Below are 21,823 nucleotides of genomic sequence, written 5' to 3'. Positions count from 1 at the left end.
CATGGAGCATAGACAGATGACCGAGGGCGCGTCAGCCCCCGTGAGTGAGGAAGTCGCCGGAGGCGACGGTGACGCCGCGCGTCTCGTGGGATCCGACCGGGTGCTCGCCGTCCTCAAGGAGCTGGCCCGGTATCCCGACGGCGTGGGCCTGGAGGAGCTGACCCGCGTGATGGGCAGCCCCAAGCCGACCGTGCACCGGGCCCTGGGGGCCCTGCGCCGGGCCGGGCTGGCCGACCAGGGCGCCCGTGGTCGTTACGTTCTCGGCGACGAGTTCCTGCGGATGGCCTTCGCCCACCACGAGGACCGCCCCGAGCATGTCCGGGTACGTCCCGTGCTGGAGGCGCTGGCCGATCGGTTCGGCGAGACGGCGCACTACGCGGTCCTCGACGGCCGTGAGGTCGTCTACCGCGCCAAGGTCGACCCGCCCAGCGGCGCCGTCCGGCTGACGTCGACCGTCGGCGGCCGGAACCCCGCCCACGCCACCGGCGTCGGAAAGACGTTGCTCGCCCACCAGTTGGACACCGTGGCGGCGGTCGCGGCGTGGATCGGTGACGCCCCCCTGGAACGCCGCACGCCCCGGACCCTGTGCACGGCCGCCGACCTGTACCGCGAGCTGCGGGCCACCCTCGACCGGGGGTACGCCGTGGACGACCAGGAGAACGAGTCCGGCGTCAACTGCCTCTCCCTGCCCGTCTACGCGACCTCGCCGACGACTCCCTCCGGCGCCGTGAGCATCAGCGCGCTCACCTACCGCACTCCGCTGCACATCCTGGTCGACGCGGTCGGTGAGATCCGGGAGTTGCTCGGTCCCCTGGGCCGGACCCGTCAATGACCCACCGCTGAGCCGTCGGCAGAACCTCGGCCGGCCCGCTCCCCCGCTCTCCCTCTCCCTCAACCGCCCCGCCGTTCGAACTGGAGACTGACCCGTGTTCCTCATGCGCATCGGTGCCGCAGGCGCCGAAAAGCCTGTCGTCCGCGTCGACGACGAGACGTACGTCGACCTCTCCGACACCGTCACGGACTTCGACGAGGCGTTCTTCGGGTCGGGCGGTCTCGACCGTGTCCGGCCCGTCGTGGCCGAGCGGACGGCCGCCGGTCAGGTGTCCCGCTTCGCCGGGGAGCGGATCGGCGCGCCGATCGCCCGCCCGCACCAGATCCTGTGCATCGGGCTCAACTACCGTGACCACGCGGCCGAGAGCGGGATGGCCGTGCCGGACGAGCCGATCCTGTTCACCAAGTCGCCCAACACCCTCGTCGGCCCGAACGACGACGTACGCATCCCGCGCGGTGCCACCAAGCCCGACTGGGCGGTGGAGCTCGGTATCGTGATCGGCCGCCGCACCAGCTATCTCGACTCGGTCGAGGAGGCACACGACGCCATCGCCGGGTACGTGGTCGTCAACGACGTGAGCGAGCGCGGCTTCCAGTTGGAGCGGGGCGGGCAGTGGTCGAAGGGCAAGTCCGCCGAGACGTTCAACCCGGCGGGCCCCTGGCTGGCCACCACCGACGAGATCGACGACGTCCTCGCGCTCGACATGTGGCTCGACGTCAACGGTGTCCGCCGTCAGACCGGCAGCACCAAGACCATGGTCTTCGACCCGTACTTCATCGTGCACCACCTCAGCCAGTTCCTCGTCCTGGAACCCGGCGACCTGATCAACACCGGCACCCCGCCCGGCGTCGGCATGGGCTTCACCCCGCCGGTGTGGCTCCGGCCCGGTGACGTGATGGAGCTGGGCATCACCCGCCTCGGCAGCCAGCGCCAGCACGTGCTCGGCCCACGGTGACCGCCCGCCGCCTCATGCGCGCGTTCGTCCTGACGGCCCCCGGGAAGTACGAGGTCCAGGAGGTCCCCGCCCCGGTGGCGGCTCCCGGCGAGGTCGTCGTCGACGTGGAGCGGGTCGGCGTGTGCGGCACCGACATGGAGTTCCACACCGGCGCGATGGCCTACCTCCACCAGGGCCACTCCGCCTACCCGATGCGTCTCGGCCACGAGTGGTCGGGGCGCGTGGCGGGGGTCGGTGACGGCGTCGACCCCGGGTGGATCGGCCGCCGGGTGATGGGCGACACCATGCTCGGCTGTGGCTCCTGCCGTCGTTGCCGACGGGGCCATCAGCATGTGTGCGAGAGGCGGCAGGAGGTCGGTATCCGCGGGGAGCGGGCCGGCGCCCTCGCCGAGCAACTCGCGGTACCCGCCTCCTCGTTGCACGTTCTGCCCGACTCCGTCGACGCGGTACTGGGTGCACTGGTCGAGCCCGGGGGAAACGCCCTGCGCGCCGCCCGGGCTGCCGAACCGCGTCCCGGGGACCGGGTGTTGGTCCTCGGGCCGGGAACGATCGGTCTGCTGGTCGCGATGTTCGCGCGTGCCGCCGGTGCGGAGGTCCACCTGATGGGCGCGACGGACGGCTCGCTCGCCTTCGCCCGCGAGCTGGGCTTCGAGCACGCCTGGCGGGAGGACTCCGTCCCGGATCTGCCGTACGACGCTGTCGTCGACGCCTCCAACGCGGCCCATCTCCCGGATCTGGCACTGCAGTTGGTCGAACCGGCGGGCCATGTCGTCTACATCGGCCTGGCCGGAGTGCCGAGCCGCGTCGACACCCGCACCCTCGTCCTCAAGGACGTCACCGCGGTCGGAGTCCTGTCCGCCTCCCCCGGTCTCGACGCCACCATCCGGGCGTACGCCGAGGGTTCGGTGGATCCGCGACCACTGGTCGCCGCGACGGTCGGCCTGGACGAGGTCGGAGCCATCCTGGCGGGGGAACGCCCGCCGGGCGCGGGTCCCGGGCCGAAGTTCCATGTCGACCCGCGTCTGGGCTGAGGCGGGAGGACACCGGCGCTTTCGCCATCGAGCGCACCCGCGGAACCTCTTCCGGAGCGGCGCCACGGTGATGTACCACGTCACCAGGACCGGCACCTCGGTGACAGGCACGAGGCTGACCGCACCCTCGGCCTTCGTCCACAGCCCTCACGGGGTGTCCGCGTCACGGTACTGCCCGGCTTGGCGGCCAGGGTGAACGACCTGTGGAGGGCCACCCATTGGTTCGGGGCGGTCCGGGCAGGGCGGGGGCTGTCGCGGAGGTCAGTCCTGTACGTCGCCGCCCAGCAGCGCCTCCAGGTCGGCGGTGGCGCCGGCGCCGCCGTCCTCGAAGAGGACCTTGTTGGCCAGCGTGGGCAACTCACGTGCCGCCACGTCCAGATACGGTTCCAGTCGCCGGGCCAGCCGGGCGGGGTCCGTGCCCAGGCCGTGCCGGACCAGGACACCGACCGTGCGCTCCCACAGACCGGGGTCGTCCATCAGGTCCCGTACGGTCGACACCGCGGTCGAGGCCGGGGCGAGGCAGGGATCCTCGGTCGTCCAGAAGTGGTTGCCGTGTGTCGCGGTCAGGGTCGGCCAGCCCTCGCCGGGCAGGTGGACGGTGGCCCGGGTCCCCACCGGGACGGTCACCTCCAGATGGAAGCGCCCGTTGTCGCGCCGCCAGCTCACCGACGCCTCCCCGTAGGGAGTGATGTGCCGGGCGGAGGCATGGGTCAGTGTCCGGTCCGGCAGCGGACGTACGGTGAACTCCCGGTATCCGGGGGCCGCGGGGGCGAGTCCGGCGACCGTGCGGTGCATCCAGTCGGCGACCGCTCCGAGCGCGTAGTGGTTGAACGACGTCATCTGGCCGGGGTTGACGGTGCCGTCGGGCAGCATGCTGTCCCAGCGTTCCCAGACGGTGGTGGCGCCCATCGTCACCGGATACAGCCAGGAGGGGCAGCCCTTCTCCAGCAGCAGGCGGTGCGCGAGGTCGGGGCGGCCGGCGGTGGTGAGGGCGTCGGTCATCAGCGGGGTGCCGACGAATCCGGTGGCGATCCGGAAGCCGCCCGTGCGGACCAGGTCGGCGAGCCTGCATCCGGCGTTCTCGCGCTGCCCGGGGAGGGACAGCAGCTCCCACTGAAGTGCCATGGCGTACGCGGTCGGTGAGTCGCCCACGATCCGGCCGGCCGGCGTGACGAACGCGCGGGCGAACGCCTCCCGCGTCCGGGCGGCGAGCGCGCGGTACTCCCCCGCCTCCTCCGGCCGGCCCAGCACCTCGGCGGTACGGGCGACGACGTCCGCGCAGCGGACCAGGCACGCGGTGGCGACGACGTCCGCGGGCGTGCGGGCGGCGAACGGGTCGTCCGGCGGTGCGGCCGGGTCGAGCCAGTCACCGAACTGGAAGCCGCCCGCCCACACCCCGTCGGTGGTCAGCGAGGCGGCCTTGTCGACCCAGGCGCGCGCACTGGCGAACTGCCGCCGCAGGACGCCGAGGTCGCCGTACCGCTCGTGCAGCACCCAGGGCACCACCGCTGCCGCGTCGCCCCAGGCCGCCGCGGTCGGCGTCTCGATGTCCAGGACGTCGGGGATCACCCAGGGCACCGCGCCGTCGGAGTGCTGGTCGGCGGCGAGGTCGGCGAGCCAGGAGGAGAGGAAGCCGGCGGAGTCGAAGAGGAAGGCGGCGGTGGGTGAGAAGACCTGGGTGTCTCCGGTCCAGCCGAGGCGTTCGTCGCGCTGCGGGCAGTCGGTCGGTACGTCGAGGAAGTTGCCGCGTGTGCCCCGGACGACGTTCTCGTGGAACTGTTCGAGATCCGGGTCGGAGCAGGAGAACCAGCCGGTGCGGCGCAGGTCGGTCCCCACGACCATGGCGTGCAGGTCCTCGGCCGTCAGGTCCGGCACGCCGCTGATCTCGGCGTAGCGGAACCCGTGGAAGGTGAGCGAGGGTTCGAGGACGGTCTCCTGGGCTTCCGCCAGGAGGTAGGTGTCGGTGGCGTCGGCCGTGCGCAGGGGCCTGGTGCACAGCTCCTCGTCCTCCAGGATCTCGGCGTGCCGGACGGTGACCTCCCGGCCGTCCGTGGCACCGCGTACCCGCAACCGGACCCAGCCGACGACGTTCTGCCCGAAGTCGGCGAGCGTACGGCCGGACGGCGACTGCCAGACCTTCAGCGCCGGCAGCACCTCGGTGACCCGTACGGGAGGTCCCTCCGGGGCGACGAGTCGCGCCAGGTCCGCGTCCTCGTCGGGCAGTACCTCCACCGGGCCGGTCGCTTCGCCGGGCGTGAACCGCAGATCGGTGCGCTGGCCCTTGTAGAGGTCGTCGGCGAGGATGCCGGTGTCCCGGGCCCGCCACTCCCCGTCGGTGCCGAACGTCTCCACCGACCCGTCGGCGTAGCGGACTTCCAGCTGGGCGAGCAGGGCGAGGCGGTCGCCGTACAGGGCGCGGGCGCCCCACCAGCCTAGATGTCCCCGGTACCAGCCGTTGCCGAGCAGGACGGAGAGGGTGTTCTCGCCCTCCGCCAGGAGCGTGGTGACGTCGTGGGTCTGGTAGCGCAGCCGGTGACGGTAGCTGGTCCAGCCGGGTGCGAGGACCTCGTCACCGATCCGGTTGCCGTTGAGGGAGGCGGTGTAGACGCCGTGGGCGGTGGCGTACAGCCGCGCGCTCACCATGCCGGGGCGCAGGACGACCGTCCGGAGGAGTTCCGGGGCGGGCGCGTCCAGGGCGCCGTGGTCGCGGGGGGTGATGAACCGGGCGCTCCAGTCCTGCGGACGCAGCAGTCCCGTCTCCACGGTGGTGGGCGCGCTCCAGTCGCTGAGGTCTTCCTGGGAGGCCACCCGTATCCGGACGGTCGCCCGGGTACGGGATGGCAGGGGCTCGAACGGCCAGGGCACCAGGACCTGCTGGGCCGACTCGACCCGTACGACGGTGGCGCCGTCCAGCTCCACCTCGTACGCCGTCTGCCGCCACCTGGGGTCGTTCGTGCGCACCTGCCAGGAGAGGCGTGGTGTGGAGGTCCCCACACCGAACGGATCGTCCCGGTGTTCGAAGCGGATCGTTACAACGGTGGTGTTGGGCTCCGGATGTTCCAGGATCATGCCGTCCCCTCCCTCAAGTGTGGAACGTTCCACGTTTGAAACGACTCAACCATGAGCCGGGGAGATCGGGACGTCAAGAGGGAGCGGGAAAGAAATCCGTGCGTTCGCTCTGCTCAGTGGCGCACGGACGCGGTGCTGCCGCGCACCACGAGGTGCGGTGTCGAGGCCATGACGACGGCGCGGTCACGGCGGTTCTCGATCCGCTCCACCAGGAGCCGGGCCGCCGTCTCGCCCATCATGGCGCCCGCCTGGTCCACGCTGGTCAGGTTCACCGGAGCGAGGGCGGCCACGGAGGTGTTGTTGTATCCGGTGAGCGAGAGATCCTCGGGGATGCGCAGGCCGAGTTCGGCGGCGGCCCGGAAGACGCCGGTCGCGGCGACATCGGCGCCGGCGAAGATCGCGGTGGGCGGGCGCGTGGAGGTGAGCAGTTCCATGGCGCCGCGGTAGCCGCCCTCGTCCGAGTACCCCGAGTTCACGACCCGGGCCAGATCGGTCAGACCGTGCCGGGCCATCGCCTCGCCGTAGGCGGCCCGGACATGGTGTTCCGGCCGCTGCTGCCACTGGGTGCCGCGCACCGTCGGGTGCGACAGGTGGGCGATGTCCCGGTGCCCCAGCCCGACCAGGTGGTCCACCACGAGATCGACGCCCAGCCCGTCCTGGTTGACCACGCAGTCGTACGCCGGTGAGGGGTCGTGGTGGCCGAGCACCACCGTCGGCACGTCGGCGGCGATGCGCACCACCTCCGCGCGGGGAACGGCGGGGGCGATCAGGATCAGGCCGTCCATCTGCCGGTCCACCATGGCGTGGATGAGCTTCGTCTGGTCGTCCATCTCGGCGGAGCCGCTGGAGCCGATGAACACCGCGTACTCGCTGTCCCGCAGCAGCGCGTCGACCCCTTCCAGGAGGTCGGCGTAGAAGGCGTTGCGGATGCTCGCGAGCAGAATGCCGATCGTGTAGGTACGGCCCCGCATGCCACGCGCGGCGGCATGCGGACGGTAGCCCAGCTCGGTCATCGCGGCCCGTACCCGCTCGCGCATCGCGGGGCTCACCCCGTAGGCGTTGGTCAGCACCTTCGACACGGCGGAGGTCGACACGCCCGCGCTGCGCGCGACGTCGGCGATCGTCGCTCTCTTAGCGCCGCCCGTTGATCTCATGGGGGTCCCCACCTCCGTCGTCCCGTGCCGCTCCGCCCCACGTCGGCGTTTCCGGAACGTTACTCGCAGATGGCTTGACGGCTCCGGGTGGTGCGCCTCAATCTTTGGGGCATTCCCTTTGTGGCACGTTACACGAAAGGCCTGACGCGACAGGCCCAGCCGACAGCCACATCGCAGCACACCGCACCCGGGGCCGATGAACGGCCGCGACGGAAGACCGGCCGATCCGGCAGCGAGCCGCACCGCTCCCGCCACCCGCCCGACCAAATCCACACTGAAACGATTCACCCACGCTCGAACGAAGGAACATCCATGAGGTCAAGCACTCTCGCCAAGAGAAGGGCCGTGGTGGCCGCGGCCGCCGTTCTGCCGCTCGTGCTGAGCGCCTGCAGCGCCGGCTCTCTCGGCTCGTCCAGCGAGGACGGGGCCGCGACATCGATCAAGCTGCTTGTCGACAACGCGCCCGACAACCTCCAGTCCGCCCAGCAGCTGGCCAAGGCCTTCGAGGCGAAGAACCCGAAGATCAAGGTGAGCGTGGAGACGCGTCCCGGCGGGACAGAGGGCGACAACCTCATCAAGACGCGGCTGCAGACGGACAGCATGGACGACCTGTTCGTCTACAACGTGGGTTCCCTGTTCCAGCAGATCGACCCGACGAAGACGCTCACACCGATCACGAAGGACGCGTACGTCAAGAATCTCGACGAGTCCTTCGTCCCGCAGGTCACGGTCGGCGGCCAGACCTACGGCGTCCCGTTGGGCTCGGCTCTGGGCGGCGGTGTCCTCTACAACAAGAAGGTCTACGACAGGCTCGGCCTGACGGTGCCCAGGACCTGGGCGGACTTCATCGCCAACAGCGAGAAGATCAAGGCCGCCGGCGTCACCCCGGTCATCCAGACCTACCAGGACACCTGGACCTCCCAGCTCCTGGTCCTGGGCGACTTCCACAACGTGGCGGCGGCACAACCGGGCTTCGTCAAGGACTACACCGCGAACAAGGCGAAGTTCGCCTCCGATGCGAACGCGGTGAAGGGCTTCCAGCACCTGCAGCAGATCCACGACCTGAAGCTGCAGAACTCCGACTACGCGTCGGCCACGCTGGTCAAGGGCCTGCAGATGCTGGCCACCGGCAAGGGCGCCCAGTACCCGATGCTCTCCACCGTCATCAGCGGCATCAGGACGAGCAACCCGGATCAGCTCAACGACATCGGCTTCTTCGCGCTGCCGGGTGACGCCGCCGCCGCCAACGGCCTGACGGCGTGGTTCCCGAACGCCCTCTACGTCCCGAAGACGACCACGGGCGACAAGCTCGCCGCGGTGAAAAAACTCCTCGCGTTCGCCGCGAGCCCGGCCGGCTGCACGGCCCAGGCCAAGGCGTCGACGCCTACGGGGCCGTACCTGGTCAAGGGCTGCACCCTGCCGACGGACGTGCCGACGATCACCAAGGACGTCGCCGCCTACTTCACCAACGGCGCCCAGAGCCCGGCACTGGAGTTCCTGTCCCCGGTGAAGGGCCCGAGCCTCGACCAGATCAGCGTCCAGGTCGGTTCCGGCATCACCGACGCGAAGACGGGTGCGACCCAGTACGACAAGGACACGAAGAAGCAGGCTCAGCAGCTCGGTCTGCCGGGCTGGTAGGCACGCACGTCAGTGCCTCCCCGCCTTCGCAGAGCGGTGCGGGGAGGCACCCGAGAGAGGTCGAACGATGACCACAGTTGCACCGACCCCGCCGAAGACGACCGAGCGGACACCAACGCCGGTCCGGGCGCGCCGGTCCCCCGGAACACACAGTTCCTATCCCACCTGGTTCTACCTGCCCGCGGCGGCCGTCTACGGGGCGCTGTTCCTGGTCCCCACCCTCGCGTCGTTCTACTTCAGCCTGACCAGGTGGACGATCTTCAAGTCGACCTTCATCGGCCTGGACAACTACACCGAGTTCTTCCAGGAGCCCGCCCTCGTCAAGGGCTTCGTCAACACGTTCCTCTACGCGGTCGTCACCTCGGGCCTCAAGGTCGTCCTCGGCCTCTTCCTCGGGATCCTGCTGACCAGCCAGATCCGCGCCCGGGGCTATCTGCGCTCGGCGGTGTTCTTCCCCGTACTGGTCAGCACCGTGGGCGTCGGCATCACCTTCACCGCCTTCATGGACCCCTCCACCGGCGCCATCAACAAGGCGCTCGCCACGATCGGCATCGACGGTCCGGGATGGCTGACCGAGCCGTCGCTCGCGCTGTTCTCGGTGGCCCTCGTCGACGTGTGGAAGGGCGTCGGCCTGGCGACCGTCATCTACATCGCCGGCATCGTGTCCATCCCGCAGGACTACTACGAGGCGGCGAAACTCGACGGCGCGAACGCCTGGCAGCTGCTGCGCAACGTCGTTCTGCCGCTGAGCCGGCCCGCGACCTCCACCGTCGTCATCCTGTCGCTCATCGGCGGCCTGCGCTCCTTCGACCTCATCTGGGCGATGACACGCGGCGGACCGGGCTTCAGCTCCGACGTGGTCGCCTCCGTCATCTACAAGCAGTACCAGGCGGGCTTCTACGGCCTGTCGACAGCCGGCAACGTCATCCTCTTCCTGGTCGTGACGGCGGTCGTCGTCCCGCTGTCCCGCTTCCTGGCCCGCAAGGAGGTACAGCGATGAGGAGCTTCACCCGTACCTGGCTGGGCGTCCTGTCGGTCACCGTCAGCATCGTCGTCTTCGTCGTCCCGTTCGCGTTCATCGTGCTCACAGCCGTCAAGGATCCGCAGCAGGCCGCCCAGCTCGACTTCTCCTGGCCACGCCACTTCCAGCTGGTCGACAACCTCGTCGCGGTGGTGCAGGCGCGGGACTACATCCTCGTCATCGCGTTCGTCAACAGCGTGATCCTGACCGTCGCCAGTGTGACGGCGATGGTCGTCCTCGGCGCGATGGTCGCCTTCGTTCTGCAGCGCCGGGTCACCCGGTGGACGGGTCTGATCAACTTCCTGGTCCTGTCCGGGCTGATCATCCCGCCGGCGGTCGTGCCGACGATCTGGGTCCTGCAGAAGGCCGGCCTGTTCGGCACGCTCGCCGGGCTGATCCTGGTGGAGATCGCCTTCGGACTCTCCTTCTCGATCCTGCTGTTCCGCGCCTTCATCGCCACCATCCCGCGCGAACTCGACGAGGCCGCGATCATCGACGGCGCCTCCCCACTGCAGCTCTTCTTCCGGGTGATCCTGCCGATGCTGCGCTCGGTCGTCGTGACCGTGATCGTCGTCCAGTCGGTGGCCGTCTTCAACGACTTCACCAACCCGCTGTACTTCCTGCCGGGCGAGCAGAACGCCACCGTCCAGCTGACCCTGTTCAACTTCCAGAGCCAGTACAGCACCAGCTACAACCTGCTCTTCATGGACATCCTGCTCATCACGATCCCGCCGCTGATCATGTTCCTGTTCTTCAACCGGCAGATCGTGGCGGGCATGACCGCAGGGGCCGTCAAGGGCTGAGTCCTGCCCGTACCAACACCAACAAGGAAACCAACACCTCACCGATACAAAGGAGTTTCGTGTGACCAGCCCCCATGCCGAAGGCATCCTCCTGCGGATGCACAGACGGCGTCGTCGTCCCGTCCTCGCCGCTCTGCTGGCCGCCGTCCTGGCCGTTCTCGGTCTGGTCGCGACCGGCCGGGCACAGGCGCTCAGCGGTGACGTCCGTATGCACGACCCGTCCGTCATCAAGGTCGGCAGCTGCTACTACGGTTTCTCGACGGGGTTCGAGAACGACTCGCTCAATCCCAGCGGGTCCATCACCGAGCGCAGGACATGTGACGCCACGGCGGCGACCGGCTGGACGAAGATCGGCAACGTCTGGGAGTCGACGCCGTCCTGGATCACCGCCAAGCTCGGTGCGACGCCGCCGAACATCTGGGCCCCCGACATCAAGTACTTCAACGGCAAGTACCACCTGTACTACGCCGGTTCACGCTGGGGCACCTCGTACGCGGTGATGGGTCTCGCCACCGCCACCAGCATCGAGGGTCCCTGGACCGACCAGGGCATGGTCACCGACGTCAACTACCCCATCGACCCCAACGTCGACTGGGGACCGGACGGCCGACTCTACGTCTCCTGGGGCTCCTGGACCGGATCCGGCACCTATATGCACGTCCTGGACCAGGCCACGGGCAAGCTGTCCACGAGCGACAACAACCTCTGGCACATCTCCGTCGACATCGAGAACCCGACGATCATCCTCAACGGCGGCTACTACTACCTCTTCGGTTCGAAGGGCCTCTGCTGCAGCGGGACCAACAGCACCTACTACACGGTGGTCGGACGGTCCACCAGCATCACCGGCCCCTACCTCGACCAGAACGGTACGAACATGGCGTCCGGCGGCGGAACACCGGTGCTCGCGGGCGCGTACCCCAAGGTGGCGGCCGGGGGCGCGGACGCCTTTGACGACGGCGCGTCGAAGTTCCTCGCCTACCACTACTACGACGGCGACAACAACGGCCGGGAGTCCCTGGACATCCGCCAGGTCACCTTCGCCGGTGGCTGGCCCGTCCTCGCCGCCCCGCTGGGCTCCGCCAACAACCGCCTGCTGAACCGCAACAGCGCCAAGTGCGCGGACGTCTGGTTCGCGAGCACCGCCGACGGGGCAGCCGTCAACTCCGGGAACTGCAACGGCGGAACCAACCAACAGTGGGTGCCGACCCCTTCCGGTGCGAACTACCGCCTGGTCAACGCCAACAGCGGCAAGTGCCTCGAAATCCCCGGTGGCTCCACTGCCGACGGTACGACGGCCGACCAGTGGACCTGTGACGGCGGCACGCACCAGCTCTGGCGCAGGACGTCGGTGATCGGCGCCTACGTCACCTTCACCAACGTCAACAGCGGGCTGTGCCTTCAGGTCACCGGAGGGTCGACCACCAACGGGGCCGCCCTGAACCAGTCGAGCTGCGACACCGGCACGAACCAGCAGTGGCTCGTGGTCTGATGCCGCGTACGCGTCTGCGGCGCCGACCGGCACCGCAGACGCGTCCCCCCTGCTAGTCCCGTATTTCGCGGGTCGCTGATTCGTATGGTGTGACCGGTCCGGGGGTGTCCCGGGCCGGGTGGCGGCGTTAGGCGGGGTGTGCCGATGACTTCCCGGTCCCCGCGGCCGCGGTCTCAGCGTCAGCGCCTTGAAGTGGCGGTGACGTCCGTGGTGGAGAAGCGTCTGGGCGCTCTGCCTGTCGCTGCCGAGTTTCTGCGTCGGCCGGATGTCGCCGGGATCATCGACGAGGTATGTCCTGGTGGCGCGAGTGCGCTGGTGACGCACGGGCAGGTGATCGAGGCGTTGGTGGCCAACCGGCTGACTTCGCCCGCGCCGCTGGTACGGGTGGAGGACTGGGCCAGGTGCTGGGCGGTGGAAGAGGTCTTCGGGATCGAGCCCGGTCTGCTCAACGATGATCGTCTGGCCCGGGCACTGGATGCGATCGCTCCGCACCTGGAGCACATCGCGGGCACGGTCGGGGCACGGGCGATCGGTGTGTTCGGGATCGATGTGGCCCGGATGCACTGGGACATGACCAGCATGTCCGTGCGCGAGGCCTTCCCGGTTGAGGGTCAGGACGAGGACTTCCCCGTCATCGGCTACGGGCATCCCAAGGACCGGCGCTTCGATCTGAAGCAGGTCCAGGCCGGGCTCGCGGTGTCGGCCGACGACGGCATCCCGCTCCATGCCCGGGTCTTCGGCGGTGGTGCGGCCGAGGTCAGCCAGGTCGTCGGCGCGATGAAGGACCTGCGGGCCATGGCCGGCGAGCGCGACTTCCTGATGGTCGCCGACTCCAAGCTGGTGTCCTACTCCAACGTCTGCGCACTGCCGGCTTTCGGGGTTCAGTTCATCGCCCCGGCCCCGGCCGCGCAGGTCAAGGACGAGGTCTATGCCGCCCTCGATCTCGCGCAGGCCACCGTCGTGGACTGGACGCCGGACCGGGACGCGGGCAAGCCCACCGAGCGGCGCGGGGCCTACCGCGTGCTGGAGGACACCACACCCTGACCGGGCCCCGCAAGAGCGATCCGGCGTTCACCGTGCGCCGGATCCTGGTCCACTCCACCGCGAACGCCGCCGGCCAGCAAGCCGCCCGGGACAAACGCCAGACCAAGGCCGCAGAGGACCTCAACAAGCTCACCACCGCGGCCGGCGGACGCCACTACACGACCCGGGAGAAGATCGTCGCCCGGATCGGTGTCATCGCCGCCAAGCGCCGTGTCACCTCTTGTCTGCGCTGGACCGTCACCGATAACGAGGACGGCACCCCGGTCCTGGCCTGGCACTTCGACACTGGCGTGCTGAAGGCCGAAGACGCTGTCGACGGCTGGTACGCACTGCTGACGTCCGTCCCCGCCGACCAGGCAGACGCCGGACAGACCCTGATCCACTACAAGGGTCAGGGCGCGGTCGAGCGCAGATACCACGGCTTCAAGGGCCCGCTCGCGGTCGCGCCGGTCTTCGTGCAGCACAACCGGCGCGTCGCCGCCCTGATCCAGGTCATCTGCCTGGCCCTGCTGGTCTTCTGCCTGATCGAGCGGCAGGCCAGACGGTCGCTCGGCCCCGAGCAGACCATGAGCGGCCTCTACCCCGACAACCGCCGCGTCCGCCCCACCGGGCGCATGATCTTCTACCACCTCAGCGAACTCACCCTGCGGATCAGCAACGTCACCGACCCGCCCACCGTCCAGATCACCCGCGGCGTCCAACTCCACCTCCTCGACACCGATATCGGACAAACCCGCTGGCCACAGACCTGTGACTGAGCCCTTCCATCGGCCAGTCGAGCGCTGGTCGGCCAAGGTACCGACTGGCTCCTGCGCAGGCTCCGCCAAGCGACGCCCCTGCTTGTAGCATCCTGACTTGCTGTGCTGAATGCAGACGCACACCAGGGGCTGCGTGTACACCTGACAGAGTGGGTGGGGACCGACTCAGGGCGGGGCCAGTGAGCGCATGGCAAAGGCGGTCAACGGTACGGCCGGTTTGTCCGGCCTCCGAGGGGAGGGCCACATGACGGTTCTCCGACACTCCGTATCCGTCCTCGCCCTGGAACCCGACCGGCTCCAGGAGCTCACCAAGCTGATCTTCGATTTCGCCGAATCCACCCGGGCCCAGGGAGAAGAGATCGTCCTGGAAGACGGGCGGCCGGTCGCGGACGTGCGACTGGTCAAGGGGCGGCATTTGCGGCCCGGCGCGCGGTACGAGCTCTCGGAGGCCGGTGCCATGGATCAGGTGGCTGTGCTCGTACGTGAGTGGCAGCGCCGCAGCGCGATCGCCGTGGAACAGCTACTGGTCTCGGACGATGTGGATATGACGGTGCGGATGGCTCTGCGACTGCGCACCCCCGACCGACCGCAGCTGCTGGAGGTCGAAGGACGGGTGCGGGGTCCCGAGGGATCGGGGGCGCTGCGCCGGGGGTCGGGAAAGGCGCGGCTCGACCTGGCCGCATGGTGGGCGGCGACCGACCTCGCGCCCGGGGCCCCGCCGACGGCGCGCGCCCCGGCGACGGCACGGCTGAAGCACCGGCTGGGCAAGGCGCATCTGTATCTGCGGCCGCGGCGGGCGGACGACGGACGGTGGCAGGTGGACGTCGCAGTCACCGTGCGTGGGCGGTGGCTGTTGCGGCCGGTCGCCGCTATCGCCCTGATGGTGGCGGGGCGCCCGGTGCGGCGAGGCTTCCGGTCCGAGGTGGAGCAGGCGGCCGACGCATGGAACCGGTCGATCGGCGAACTGCTGGCGCTCACCCCGGACGACCTCCGGGCCGAGCTGACGAGGCAGGCCACCGAGCGGCCCCCGGAGGAGCCGATGGGCGCTCCGGCCCCCTGAGCCCCCATGGGACAGCTTCCTGGTTCCCTGCTGCCTGCATGGCCAACTCGAACGCCAACTGGCCAATTGAAGCGCTGAGTCACAAGACCTGAAACGGTGACCCGCGAAGTCCGGGGCTAGTCAGCACAGGCCCATCAACGCAGCCGGGCGCTCACTCGGTACCGGCCGGACGCCAACCGGCAGACCTACACCCCGTCGGTGCAGCCGATGAAGCACACGCCCTCCGCGCACGCCAGTGGTACACGGCCTTCGCGGACCGAATCGGCCGACACCACCGGAAGCCGCAGGGTCGCCTCGCTGTTCGCGGGCACCACCACGTCGTACCCGAGGGCCCTGCCGCCGTCCGTCACCTGCCACTCGCTCCGGATATCCCCGTACGGCGACTCGTACGTTTCCGTGATGGACAAGGCGATCAGCAGGGTGTGCCAGATGGCCTGCGTGGCGTCGGGGTCGCGGAGCAGTTCGGAGAAGTTGGCGAGGCCCACCAAGGAGAAGTGGGGATCCACGTCCCAGTCGGTGAAGGCGTAGTAGACACCACGGACGCTCGGCACCAGGACGACGAAGGCGAACAGCACCACCGCGGGCAACGCGAACCACCAGGGCGGGGTGGTTCGCGCCCGCCCCCGGACGCGCGGAACCGGTTCCGTGTCCGGAAGCCGGGCATGGTCCGGAAGCTGTTCGCGCGGGGCCGTGGTCACCGGCACACCTCCCTTCCCGAATCCTTCTTGAATCGATTCAATGCGATAGCCCGGTAGATGCCGTGGTCAGCGGGGCGCATGGAGAGCGGCCGTCGCCGCCGACCGCGGGACGGCGAGGTCCGACGCCGGGTCGATGGTGCCGTGAGCCCGATGGGTAACGTTGCCCATCGGATGTGGCCAGACCCTAGAGAGCGTCTCGCGTGACGTCAAGATGCCGCGCACGCTGCACGATTTTTACGACGGCGGCCCCGCGCGGCCGCCACGAGGCGTCCGCCGGGCCACAGCCCCGTCCGTAGACTCGGCGGCAGCCGTCCCAGGGAAAAGGAATCGAATGGAGCCGCCAGCACGACGCCGTCGCGTCACGATCGTCGACGTCGCACGCCACGCCCAGGTGTCCACCACCGCGGTGTCCAAGGTGCTGCGCAACGCGTACGGCGCCAGCCCCGAGATGCGCGCGAAGGTGCGCCGCGCGATCGACGAACTCGGCTACCGGCCGCACGCGGGAGCCAGAGGCCTCCGAGGGCAGACGTACACCATCGGCGTGATGCTCCCCGACATCCGAAATCCCTTTTTCCCCGACGTCCTGGACGGCATCACCGGTTGGCTGGGGGACACGGAGTACCAGGTGCTCCTGGGCCCCGGCTGCAACGGCGAGAGGGAGGAAGCGCGGGTCACCGAGGCGATGCTGGACCGCGGCATGGACGGTCTCGTCCTGGTCGCGCCCGTCTCGCCCCGCACCCACCTCGAACACGTCGCGTCCTCCGTGCCGACCGTCGTCGTCGGCCGGCACGGGTCATCGCCGCTGTACGACACGGTGGTCGACGACGATGTCGAGGGCGCGTCCCTGGCCGTCGGTCATCTCGCCGGCCTCGGGCATCGCCGCATCGCCCACATCGAGCATCACGAGACCGACCCGACACGCCTCGTGGAGATGCCCAACGCCCGCCGCGCCGACGGATACCGGCAGGCCATGCGGGCGCTCGGGCTCGCGGAGTGCATCGACGTGGTATCCACCAGCTACACCCAGGAAGGCGGCTACCAGGGCGCGCGGGAACTGCTGGCCCGCCCCCGGGTTCCCACGGCCATATTCGCCGGCGCGGACATCGTGGCCATGGGTGTCCTGGAGGCGGTCGACGAAGCGGGCCTCGCTGTTCCCGGCGACATCTCGGTGGCCGGCTACGACAACACCACCTTCGCCGCGCTCGGCCCGATCTCGCTGACCAGCGTCGACCAGGCGGGCCACGAGATCGGCGGGAACGCCGCCCGGCTGCTCCTGGAACGGCTCGCCGACCGGCACAAACCCACGGACCAGGTCCGTCTGTCCCCCACCCTGGTGGCGCGCCGGACCACGGACAGACCACCCGAGTAGGGCGCCGGCACGAGCCGCGCGGGCCATTCAACCGTTCGATTGAATGTGGCATTCCACCTGTGGAAAACGTTGCCCATCCATGGACGGCGGCGCAGGATGGAGGCCGCCCGACATCCCTGACCATCACTCGGGTGCCGGGTTGCCTCACCACGCCACCCCCCATCAGAGAGGCTCAATCAGCGTGTCCAGCTTCCTCAGCAGACGACGTGTCCTCGCCACCGGAGCGGGCGCCGCCCTCGGTGTCGGCGCGGTCGCCGCGAACGCCGCCCCGGCCGCGGCCTCCACCGCCACCTCCCGCGGCACCACCCGGGGCGAGGAGACCAGGACCCTCGACGAGCTCTACCGGACCGCTCTCGCCGAGGGCGGCAAGCTCGTCGTCTACGCCGGCGGCGACACCCCCACCCAGCAGGACGGCACCAAGGCGGCCTTCAAGGCCCGCTTCCCGGACCTCGACCTGACGCTGATCGTCGACTACAGCAAGTACCACGACGTGCGTGTCGACAACCAGTTCGCCACCGACACCCTCGTACCGGACGTCGTGCAGTTCCAGACCCTGCAGGACTTCGACCGCTGGAAGGGGCAGGGCCGGCTGCTGCACTACAAGCCCGCCGGCTTCTCGAAGGTCTACGACAGGTTCAAGGACCCGCAGGGCGCGTGGGTGGCCACCGGAGCGATCGCCTTCAGCTTCCTGTACGACACGGCGGCGGTCGGTTCGAAGACGCCGCTCACCCCGCTCGACCTGGTCGACCCGAAATGGAAGGGCCGGATCGCCTCCGCCTTCCCGCACGACGACGACGCGGTGCTCTACCTCTTCACGCTGTACGCGCGGAAGTACGGCTGGGACTGGGTGGCGAGGTTCGCCGCCCAGGACGTGCGGTTCGCACGCGGCAGCAACTCCCCGGGCGAGGCCGTCTTCGGCGGGCAGAAGGTCATCGGTGTCGGCACCGCGGGGTCCGCGGTCAGTACTTCTCCCGTGACGTTCGCCATCGGCGCCGGACATCCGTTCATGGCCTGGGGTCAGCGCATGGCCGTCCTCAAGCAGGCGAAGAACTCCACGGCCGCCAAGCTGTTCCTCAACTGGCAGTTGTCCAAGGAGATGCAGAACGGCTCCTTCAACGGCTGGTCCGTCCGTACCGACGTCACTCCCCCGGCGGGTCTCAAGCCGATCTGGGAGTACCCCGACGCCCATGTGGACGGCTTCCCCCGTTTCATGTCCGACCGCGCAGAGGTGGAGCGCTGGAAGCAGACCTTCGCCCTGTACTTCGGCGAGGTCAAGGGCGACCCGACACCCGGCTGGCTCGGGCTGCACCCCGGGGCGTAGAGGTAGGCGGGCGGGAGCGTCGGCCGATGCCGCGACAGCGGCCACGGGTGGACCGGCGCCCCGCTCTCTCGGGGCATCGGCGCCCGCCGTTCCCCTTCGCCCAGGGGGAAGCTGGGCGCTCTTCGCGATCAGACCTCGGCCAGGGGAAGAGTCACTTCGAAGCGACAGCCGCCGGGCACATTGCGTACGGCGGCCTGTCCGCGGTGCGCCTCGACGATGCCGCGGACGATGGCGAGACCCAGGCCGGCCCCGGCCGGAGGGGTGCGGGCATGCGTGCCGCGCCACCCGGTGTCGAAGACACGCGGCAGGTCTTCGTCCGGGATGCCACCGCAGCCGTCGGTGACGGACACGACGACACCGTCGGGGGAACGCTCGGCGGCGACCGCGACCGTACCGTCGGAGGGTGTCCGGCGGATCGCGTTGACCAGCAGATTGCTCAGCACCCGGCTCATCTCCTTGCCGTCGACCTCGACCGGCACCGGTTCGATGCGGTCGCCGATCAGCCACACACCGTGCTCTCGGGCGAGAGCGTCCGCTCCCGCGAGGGCGTCGCCGACAAGGTCGTACATGGAGATGCGCGAAGGAGTCAGGGCGAGTGCCCCGGCGTGGATGCGGGAGAGCTCGAAGAGGTCCCCCACCATGTCGTTGAGACGTTCGACCTCCGTGCGTATCTGGCGGAGGTAGCGGTCGGGTTCGGCGGCGACGCCGTCCTCCAGGGCCTCGGACATGGCGCGCAGTCCGGCGAGTGGGGTGCGCAGGTCGTGCGAGATCCACGCGACCAGTTCGCGTCTCGATGTCTCCAGGGCGCGTTCACGGTCGCGGGACGTGGCGAGCTTCGCACTGGTGCTGGCCAACTCCCGGCTCAGTGCGGCGAGTTCGGCGTTTGCCGAGCCGTCGGGAGCCGCGAAGTGGCCGCCGTCACCGAAGGAACGGGCGGCCGCGGTGAGCGCCCTGCTGCCGGCGACGACCCAACGGCCGAGCAGCAGGGCGACGGCCAGGGAGACGACCGCCGCCATCGCGACGACCATGGTGACGACGGTCAGATCGTGCGAGGACAGGAACATCGCCCTCGCCACTGCCATCGTGCCCGCGAGCATGGCCGTCACGGCCACGGCCGCGACCACGGCGAGGGACGTGGTCAGCGAGCGGCGCCGGATCAGCCACAGCACACCGGCACCGAGCAGCCCGGCCGCGACGGCGCCGAGAAAGGCGAACAGGGCGATCAGCAGGAAGTCGCGCGTGGTCACACTGCCTCCTCGAACGGTGTGGCGTCGAAGCGGTAGCCCACTCCCCATACCGTCTGGATGAGCCGCGGCCTGGCCGGGTCGTCCTCCACCTTGCCCCGCAGCCGGCGTACATGGACGGTGACGGTGGACAGGTCGCCGAAGTCCCAGCCCCACACCTCACGCATCAGTTCTTCGCGGCTGTAGGCGCGGCCGTGGTTGCGCAGGAGGAAGGCGAGGAGATCGAACTCGCGGAGCGTGAGACCGAGTTCGGCGCCGTTCTTGGTGGCGCGTCGGGCGGCCGGGTCGACGGTGATGCCTGCCCCGTGCACGGGGTGGGTCACCGCGGCGGGCCGCGACCGGCGCAGTACCGACTCGACCCGCAGCACCAGCTCACGAGGGCTGAAGGGCTTCGTGACGTAGTCGTCGGCGCCCACTTCGAGGCCCAGGATCCGGTCGCCCTCGTCGCCGCGGGCGGTGAGCATGATGACCGGCACGGGTCCACGGGCCCGGATCCGGCGGCACACCTCCAAGCCGTCCATGCCGGGCAGCATCAGGTCGAGCACCACCAGGTCAGGCCGGTGCACGGCGGCCCGCACGAGTGCGGAGGGCCCGTCACCGGCTCGTTCCACCTCGTACCCGGCTCGGTCGAGATAGCCGGAGACGACCTCGGCGACCGTTGGGTCGTCGTCCACGACGAGGACGCGCATCGCGCCTCCCCGCCCACGGGGAGCAAGCTCGGAACCTGCGGATTCATGCGGCTGCTGCATGAACCCCAGCTTCCCACCAGCCTCACTTCGGTGCGGCACGGCCAACCCGGCCGTCCGCGTTTCGTAAGAACCTGGCGCCCCTGTCCGTCCGTGGCGGCTCGAAGCGGAGCCCTGTCGTCGGTCGTCACCACCCCGTCAGCAGCAGGTGGTTGAGGAGCAGGGCGAGAGCGGCCTGTGCGGTGAGCCAGGCGCGGGGCCGGGTCAGGAACGCGCAGGCCGGGAGCAGCCACAGGGCGAACGGCAGCCAGATGCGCTCTGTCTCCGCCTTGCTCATGCCCGAGAGGTCGGCGGTGAGCAGGGCGAGCAGCGCGGCGAACACGAGCAGGGCGAGCCGGGATTCCGGGGCGTCGGCGATCGTGCGCAGGCGACCACGGAAGCCCTCGCGGACCGGAGCCGCGCCGGCCCGCCGCAGGCCCGCGACCGTCGCCGGACCCACCAGCAGGACCGTGCACGTGAGGTTCGCCCACACCCAGTAGCCGTACGGGCGGACACCGCCGGCTCCCTGGTAGTAGCGGGTGACGAGCAGGTGGTACGCCTCCCACCAGCTGAAACCCGCGAGCGTGAACGCGGCCGGGACGACCACGCATCCGGCGAGGACGTACGGCAGTGGGCGCAGCCGTCGGGAGCCGAGCAGCACGACGCCGCCGGCGATCACCGCGAACAGTGTCAGCCCGTAGGAGAGATACGCGGTGAGCCCGAAGAGGAGCCCGGCGGCCAGGCCCGACGACCGTGGCCGGTGTCCGGTGACCGCGAGGGCGAGGAAGGCGACGGCCCAGGCTGCGACCGCCGCGAAGTACCCGTCCGCCGAGGTGCCCATCCACACGGCCGCCGGGGCCAGGACCAGGAAGGGCGCGGCCCGGCGGGCGAGCGCCTCCCCGCACAGCAGGCGCACGGTGACGAGGACCGCCGCTGCCGCTGTCGCCCCGACGGTGATGCACCAGACGCCCGCCCAGGCCCCGCCGCCCAGCCCGATCCGGTCGAGGAGGACGAACGTGAGGGTGGCCCCAGGGGGATGCCCGGCGACGTGCGCGGGCCAGGCGTCGGGTGAGCGGATCAGGATGTGGTGGGTGAAGTCCCGCAGGGCGGCGGGGATGTCGTGGAAGCGGTTGACGGGGTCGATGACCTGGAGGTACTCGTACCTGGTCGTCAGCCGCCGGGCGATGCCGCGCTGCCATCCGTCGACCAGGGCGAGCGAGAACGTCCACGCCGTGGCAGTACCGCAAGCGGTGACAAGCAGCGCGCGCCAGGGCAGCCGGGCGGCGAGGAGCGGCCCGTACCCGACGACGGTGACGGCGACGACGATCGCGGCGGGGGTGCCGGGACCGACGTGCGGCTCCCAGTGGCCGTACAAGGGCGGCCAACTGACATGAAGGGTGCCGTGACGGTGCTCGATGGCGGTGCCGAGCACAGCGGCCGTCGTGACGAGCAGCGCTGCGGCCAGGGCCGCGGACAGGTCGCGGAGATGATCGCGGTTCACACCGGCACGCTAGGCCGGTGAGGGCCGGACAGGGCTCCGGCGAGCCAGGACGTCAGCGTTTCGTCATGAGTCGCGGGCCCTGTACCCCGCCCGTCCCGGCCTACGGTC

Annotated in this window: 18 protein-coding genes; 12 read left to right on the top strand and 6 right to left on the bottom strand. The window is 69.9% G+C overall.

Going from position 1 to position 21,823, the window contains the following annotated elements; all coding sequences use genetic code 11:
* The first annotated feature begins 1 nt into the window (after window position 1).
* The 3 genes from ACW4TU_RS42270 to ACW4TU_RS42260 all read left to right on the top strand — a co-directional run bounded on the left by ACW4TU_RS42270 (window position 2) and on the right by ACW4TU_RS42260 (window position 2,818).
* Entirely contained in the window at window positions 2-832 is an 831-nt protein-coding gene (locus tag ACW4TU_RS42270; RefSeq protein WP_457422380.1) for an IclR family transcriptional regulator, read from the top strand.
* A gap of 94 nt (window positions 833-926) precedes the next feature.
* Window positions 927-1,787, top strand: coding sequence for a fumarylacetoacetate hydrolase family protein (locus ACW4TU_RS42265; protein ID WP_457422378.1), 861 nt, complete (start codon window positions 927-929; stop codon window positions 1,785-1,787).
* Window positions 1,788-1,801: 14 nt separating this feature from the next.
* Window positions 1,802-2,818: a zinc-dependent alcohol dehydrogenase gene (locus tag ACW4TU_RS42260; protein ID WP_457430585.1), complete on the top strand. Its 1,017-nt coding sequence runs from the start codon at window positions 1,802-1,804 to the stop codon at window positions 2,816-2,818.
* Window positions 2,819-3,079: 261 nt separating this feature from the next.
* Here the strand turns inward: ACW4TU_RS42260 and ACW4TU_RS42255 are convergent, their stop codons facing one another.
* Window positions 3,080-5,887: a family 78 glycoside hydrolase catalytic domain gene (locus ACW4TU_RS42255; RefSeq protein WP_457422376.1), complete on the bottom strand. Its 2,808-nt coding sequence runs from the start codon at window positions 5,885-5,887 to the stop codon at window positions 3,080-3,082.
* Window positions 5,888-6,000: 113 nt separating this feature from the next.
* Window positions 6,001-7,041 (bottom strand): LacI family DNA-binding transcriptional regulator, encoded by a 1,041-nt coding sequence (locus tag ACW4TU_RS42250; protein WP_457422374.1) that lies wholly within the window; start codon window positions 7,039-7,041, stop codon window positions 6,001-6,003.
* Window positions 7,042-7,353: 312 nt separating this feature from the next.
* Here ACW4TU_RS42250 and ACW4TU_RS42245 point away from each other — a divergent pair, with 312 nt between their 5' ends.
* The 7 genes from ACW4TU_RS42245 (at window position 7,354) to ACW4TU_RS42215 (ending at window position 14,857) form a co-directional block, all read left to right on the top strand.
* Window positions 7,354-8,679, top strand: a complete 1,326-nt coding sequence (locus ACW4TU_RS42245) for an ABC transporter substrate-binding protein (RefSeq protein ID WP_457422372.1) — start codon at window positions 7,354-7,356, stop codon at window positions 8,677-8,679.
* Window positions 8,680-8,746: 67 nt separating this feature from the next.
* Window positions 8,747-9,679 carry a carbohydrate ABC transporter permease gene (locus tag ACW4TU_RS42240; RefSeq protein ID WP_457422370.1) on the top strand — a complete coding sequence of 311 codons (933 nt, stop codon included), beginning with the start codon at window positions 8,747-8,749 and terminating at the stop codon, window positions 9,677-9,679.
* The gene (locus ACW4TU_RS42235) at window positions 9,676-10,503 is read left to right on the top strand and encodes a carbohydrate ABC transporter permease (protein ID WP_457422368.1); all 828 of its coding nucleotides are present in this window, start codon (window positions 9,676-9,678) and stop codon (window positions 10,501-10,503) included. The genes ACW4TU_RS42240 and ACW4TU_RS42235 overlap by 4 nt, the downstream gene beginning before the upstream one ends.
* A gap of 61 nt (window positions 10,504-10,564) precedes the next feature.
* Window positions 10,565-11,995 (top strand): RICIN domain-containing protein, encoded by a 1,431-nt coding sequence (locus ACW4TU_RS42230; protein ID WP_457422366.1) that lies wholly within the window; start codon window positions 10,565-10,567, stop codon window positions 11,993-11,995.
* Window positions 11,996-12,202: 207 nt separating this feature from the next.
* On the top strand, window positions 12,203-13,039 hold the full coding sequence (locus ACW4TU_RS42225; RefSeq protein ID WP_457422364.1) for an IS1634 family transposase: 837 nt from the start codon (window positions 12,203-12,205) through the stop codon (window positions 13,037-13,039).
* Window positions 13,040-13,071: 32 nt separating this feature from the next.
* Complete coding sequence (locus ACW4TU_RS42220; protein ID WP_457422362.1) at window positions 13,072-13,797, top strand: hypothetical protein; 726 nt, start codon at window positions 13,072-13,074, stop codon at window positions 13,795-13,797.
* A 244-nt stretch (window positions 13,798-14,041) separates the two neighbouring features.
* Entirely contained in the window at window positions 14,042-14,857 is an 816-nt protein-coding gene (locus ACW4TU_RS42215) for a hypothetical protein (RefSeq protein WP_457422360.1), read from the top strand.
* Window positions 14,858-15,042: 185 nt separating this feature from the next.
* Here the strand turns inward: ACW4TU_RS42215 and ACW4TU_RS42210 are convergent, their stop codons facing one another.
* The gene (locus ACW4TU_RS42210; protein WP_457422358.1) at window positions 15,043-15,555 is read right to left on the bottom strand and encodes an alpha-L-rhamnosidase C-terminal domain-containing protein; all 513 of its coding nucleotides are present in this window, start codon (window positions 15,553-15,555) and stop codon (window positions 15,043-15,045) included.
* A gap of 331 nt (window positions 15,556-15,886) precedes the next feature.
* Here ACW4TU_RS42210 and ACW4TU_RS42205 point away from each other — a divergent pair, with 331 nt between their 5' ends.
* Both ACW4TU_RS42205 and ACW4TU_RS42200 read left to right on the top strand, forming a co-directional pair.
* Complete coding sequence (locus ACW4TU_RS42205) at window positions 15,887-16,924, top strand: LacI family DNA-binding transcriptional regulator (protein WP_457422356.1); 1,038 nt, start codon at window positions 15,887-15,889, stop codon at window positions 16,922-16,924.
* Window positions 16,925-17,105: 181 nt separating this feature from the next.
* Window positions 17,106-18,245 carry an ABC transporter substrate-binding protein gene (locus tag ACW4TU_RS42200; RefSeq protein WP_457422354.1) on the top strand — a complete coding sequence of 380 codons (1,140 nt, stop codon included), beginning with the start codon at window positions 17,106-17,108 and terminating at the stop codon, window positions 18,243-18,245.
* Window positions 18,246-18,373: 128 nt separating this feature from the next.
* On the opposite strand, the gene ACW4TU_RS42195 is transcribed toward ACW4TU_RS42200, so the two are convergent.
* The 3 genes from ACW4TU_RS42195 to ACW4TU_RS42185 all read right to left on the bottom strand — a co-directional run bounded on the left by ACW4TU_RS42195 (window position 18,374) and on the right by ACW4TU_RS42185 (window position 21,715).
* Entirely contained in the window at window positions 18,374-19,492 is a 1,119-nt protein-coding gene (locus tag ACW4TU_RS42195; protein ID WP_457422351.1) for a sensor histidine kinase, read from the bottom strand.
* Entirely contained in the window at window positions 19,489-20,178 is a 690-nt protein-coding gene (locus tag ACW4TU_RS42190; RefSeq protein ID WP_457422349.1) for a response regulator transcription factor, read from the bottom strand. The genes ACW4TU_RS42195 and ACW4TU_RS42190 overlap by 4 nt, the downstream gene beginning before the upstream one ends.
* A gap of 184 nt (window positions 20,179-20,362) precedes the next feature.
* Entirely contained in the window at window positions 20,363-21,715 is a 1,353-nt protein-coding gene (locus tag ACW4TU_RS42185) for a hypothetical protein (protein WP_457422347.1), read from the bottom strand.
* Between the last annotated feature and the right edge of the window lie 108 nt (window positions 21,716-21,823).

The organism is Streptomyces kryoterrae (assembly GCF_054072135.1).
Note: the sequence above shows the minus strand (reverse complement) of the source record. Positions and strands in the feature narration are given on the sequence as shown.

Bases quoted from the DNA above. Each gene is read 5' to 3' on its own strand.
- ACW4TU_RS42270 (WP_457422380.1), top strand. From the start codon at position 2: ATGGAGCATAGACAGATGACCGAGGGCGCGTCAGCCCCCGTGAGTGAG.
- ACW4TU_RS42260 (WP_457430585.1), top strand. From the start codon at position 1,802: ATGCGCGCGTTCGTCCTGACGGCCCCCGGGAAGTACGAGGTCCAGGAG.
- ACW4TU_RS42255 (WP_457422376.1), bottom strand. From the start codon at position 5,887: ATGATCCTGGAACATCCGGAGCCCAACACCACCGTTGTAACGATCCGC.
- ACW4TU_RS42250 (WP_457422374.1), bottom strand. From the start codon at position 7,041: ATGAGATCAACGGGCGGCGCTAAGAGAGCGACGATCGCCGACGTCGCG.
- ACW4TU_RS42245 (WP_457422372.1), top strand. From the start codon at position 7,354: ATGAGGTCAAGCACTCTCGCCAAGAGAAGGGCCGTGGTGGCCGCGGCC.
- ACW4TU_RS42240 (WP_457422370.1), top strand. From the start codon at position 8,747: ATGACCACAGTTGCACCGACCCCGCCGAAGACGACCGAGCGGACACCA.
- ACW4TU_RS42235 (WP_457422368.1), top strand. From the start codon at position 9,676: ATGAGGAGCTTCACCCGTACCTGGCTGGGCGTCCTGTCGGTCACCGTC.
- ACW4TU_RS42215 (WP_457422360.1), top strand. From the start codon at position 14,042: ATGACGGTTCTCCGACACTCCGTATCCGTCCTCGCCCTGGAACCCGAC.
- ACW4TU_RS42205 (WP_457422356.1), top strand. From the start codon at position 15,887: ATGGAGCCGCCAGCACGACGCCGTCGCGTCACGATCGTCGACGTCGCA.
- ACW4TU_RS42190 (WP_457422349.1), bottom strand. From the start codon at position 20,178: ATGCGCGTCCTCGTCGTGGACGACGACCCAACGGTCGCCGAGGTCGTC.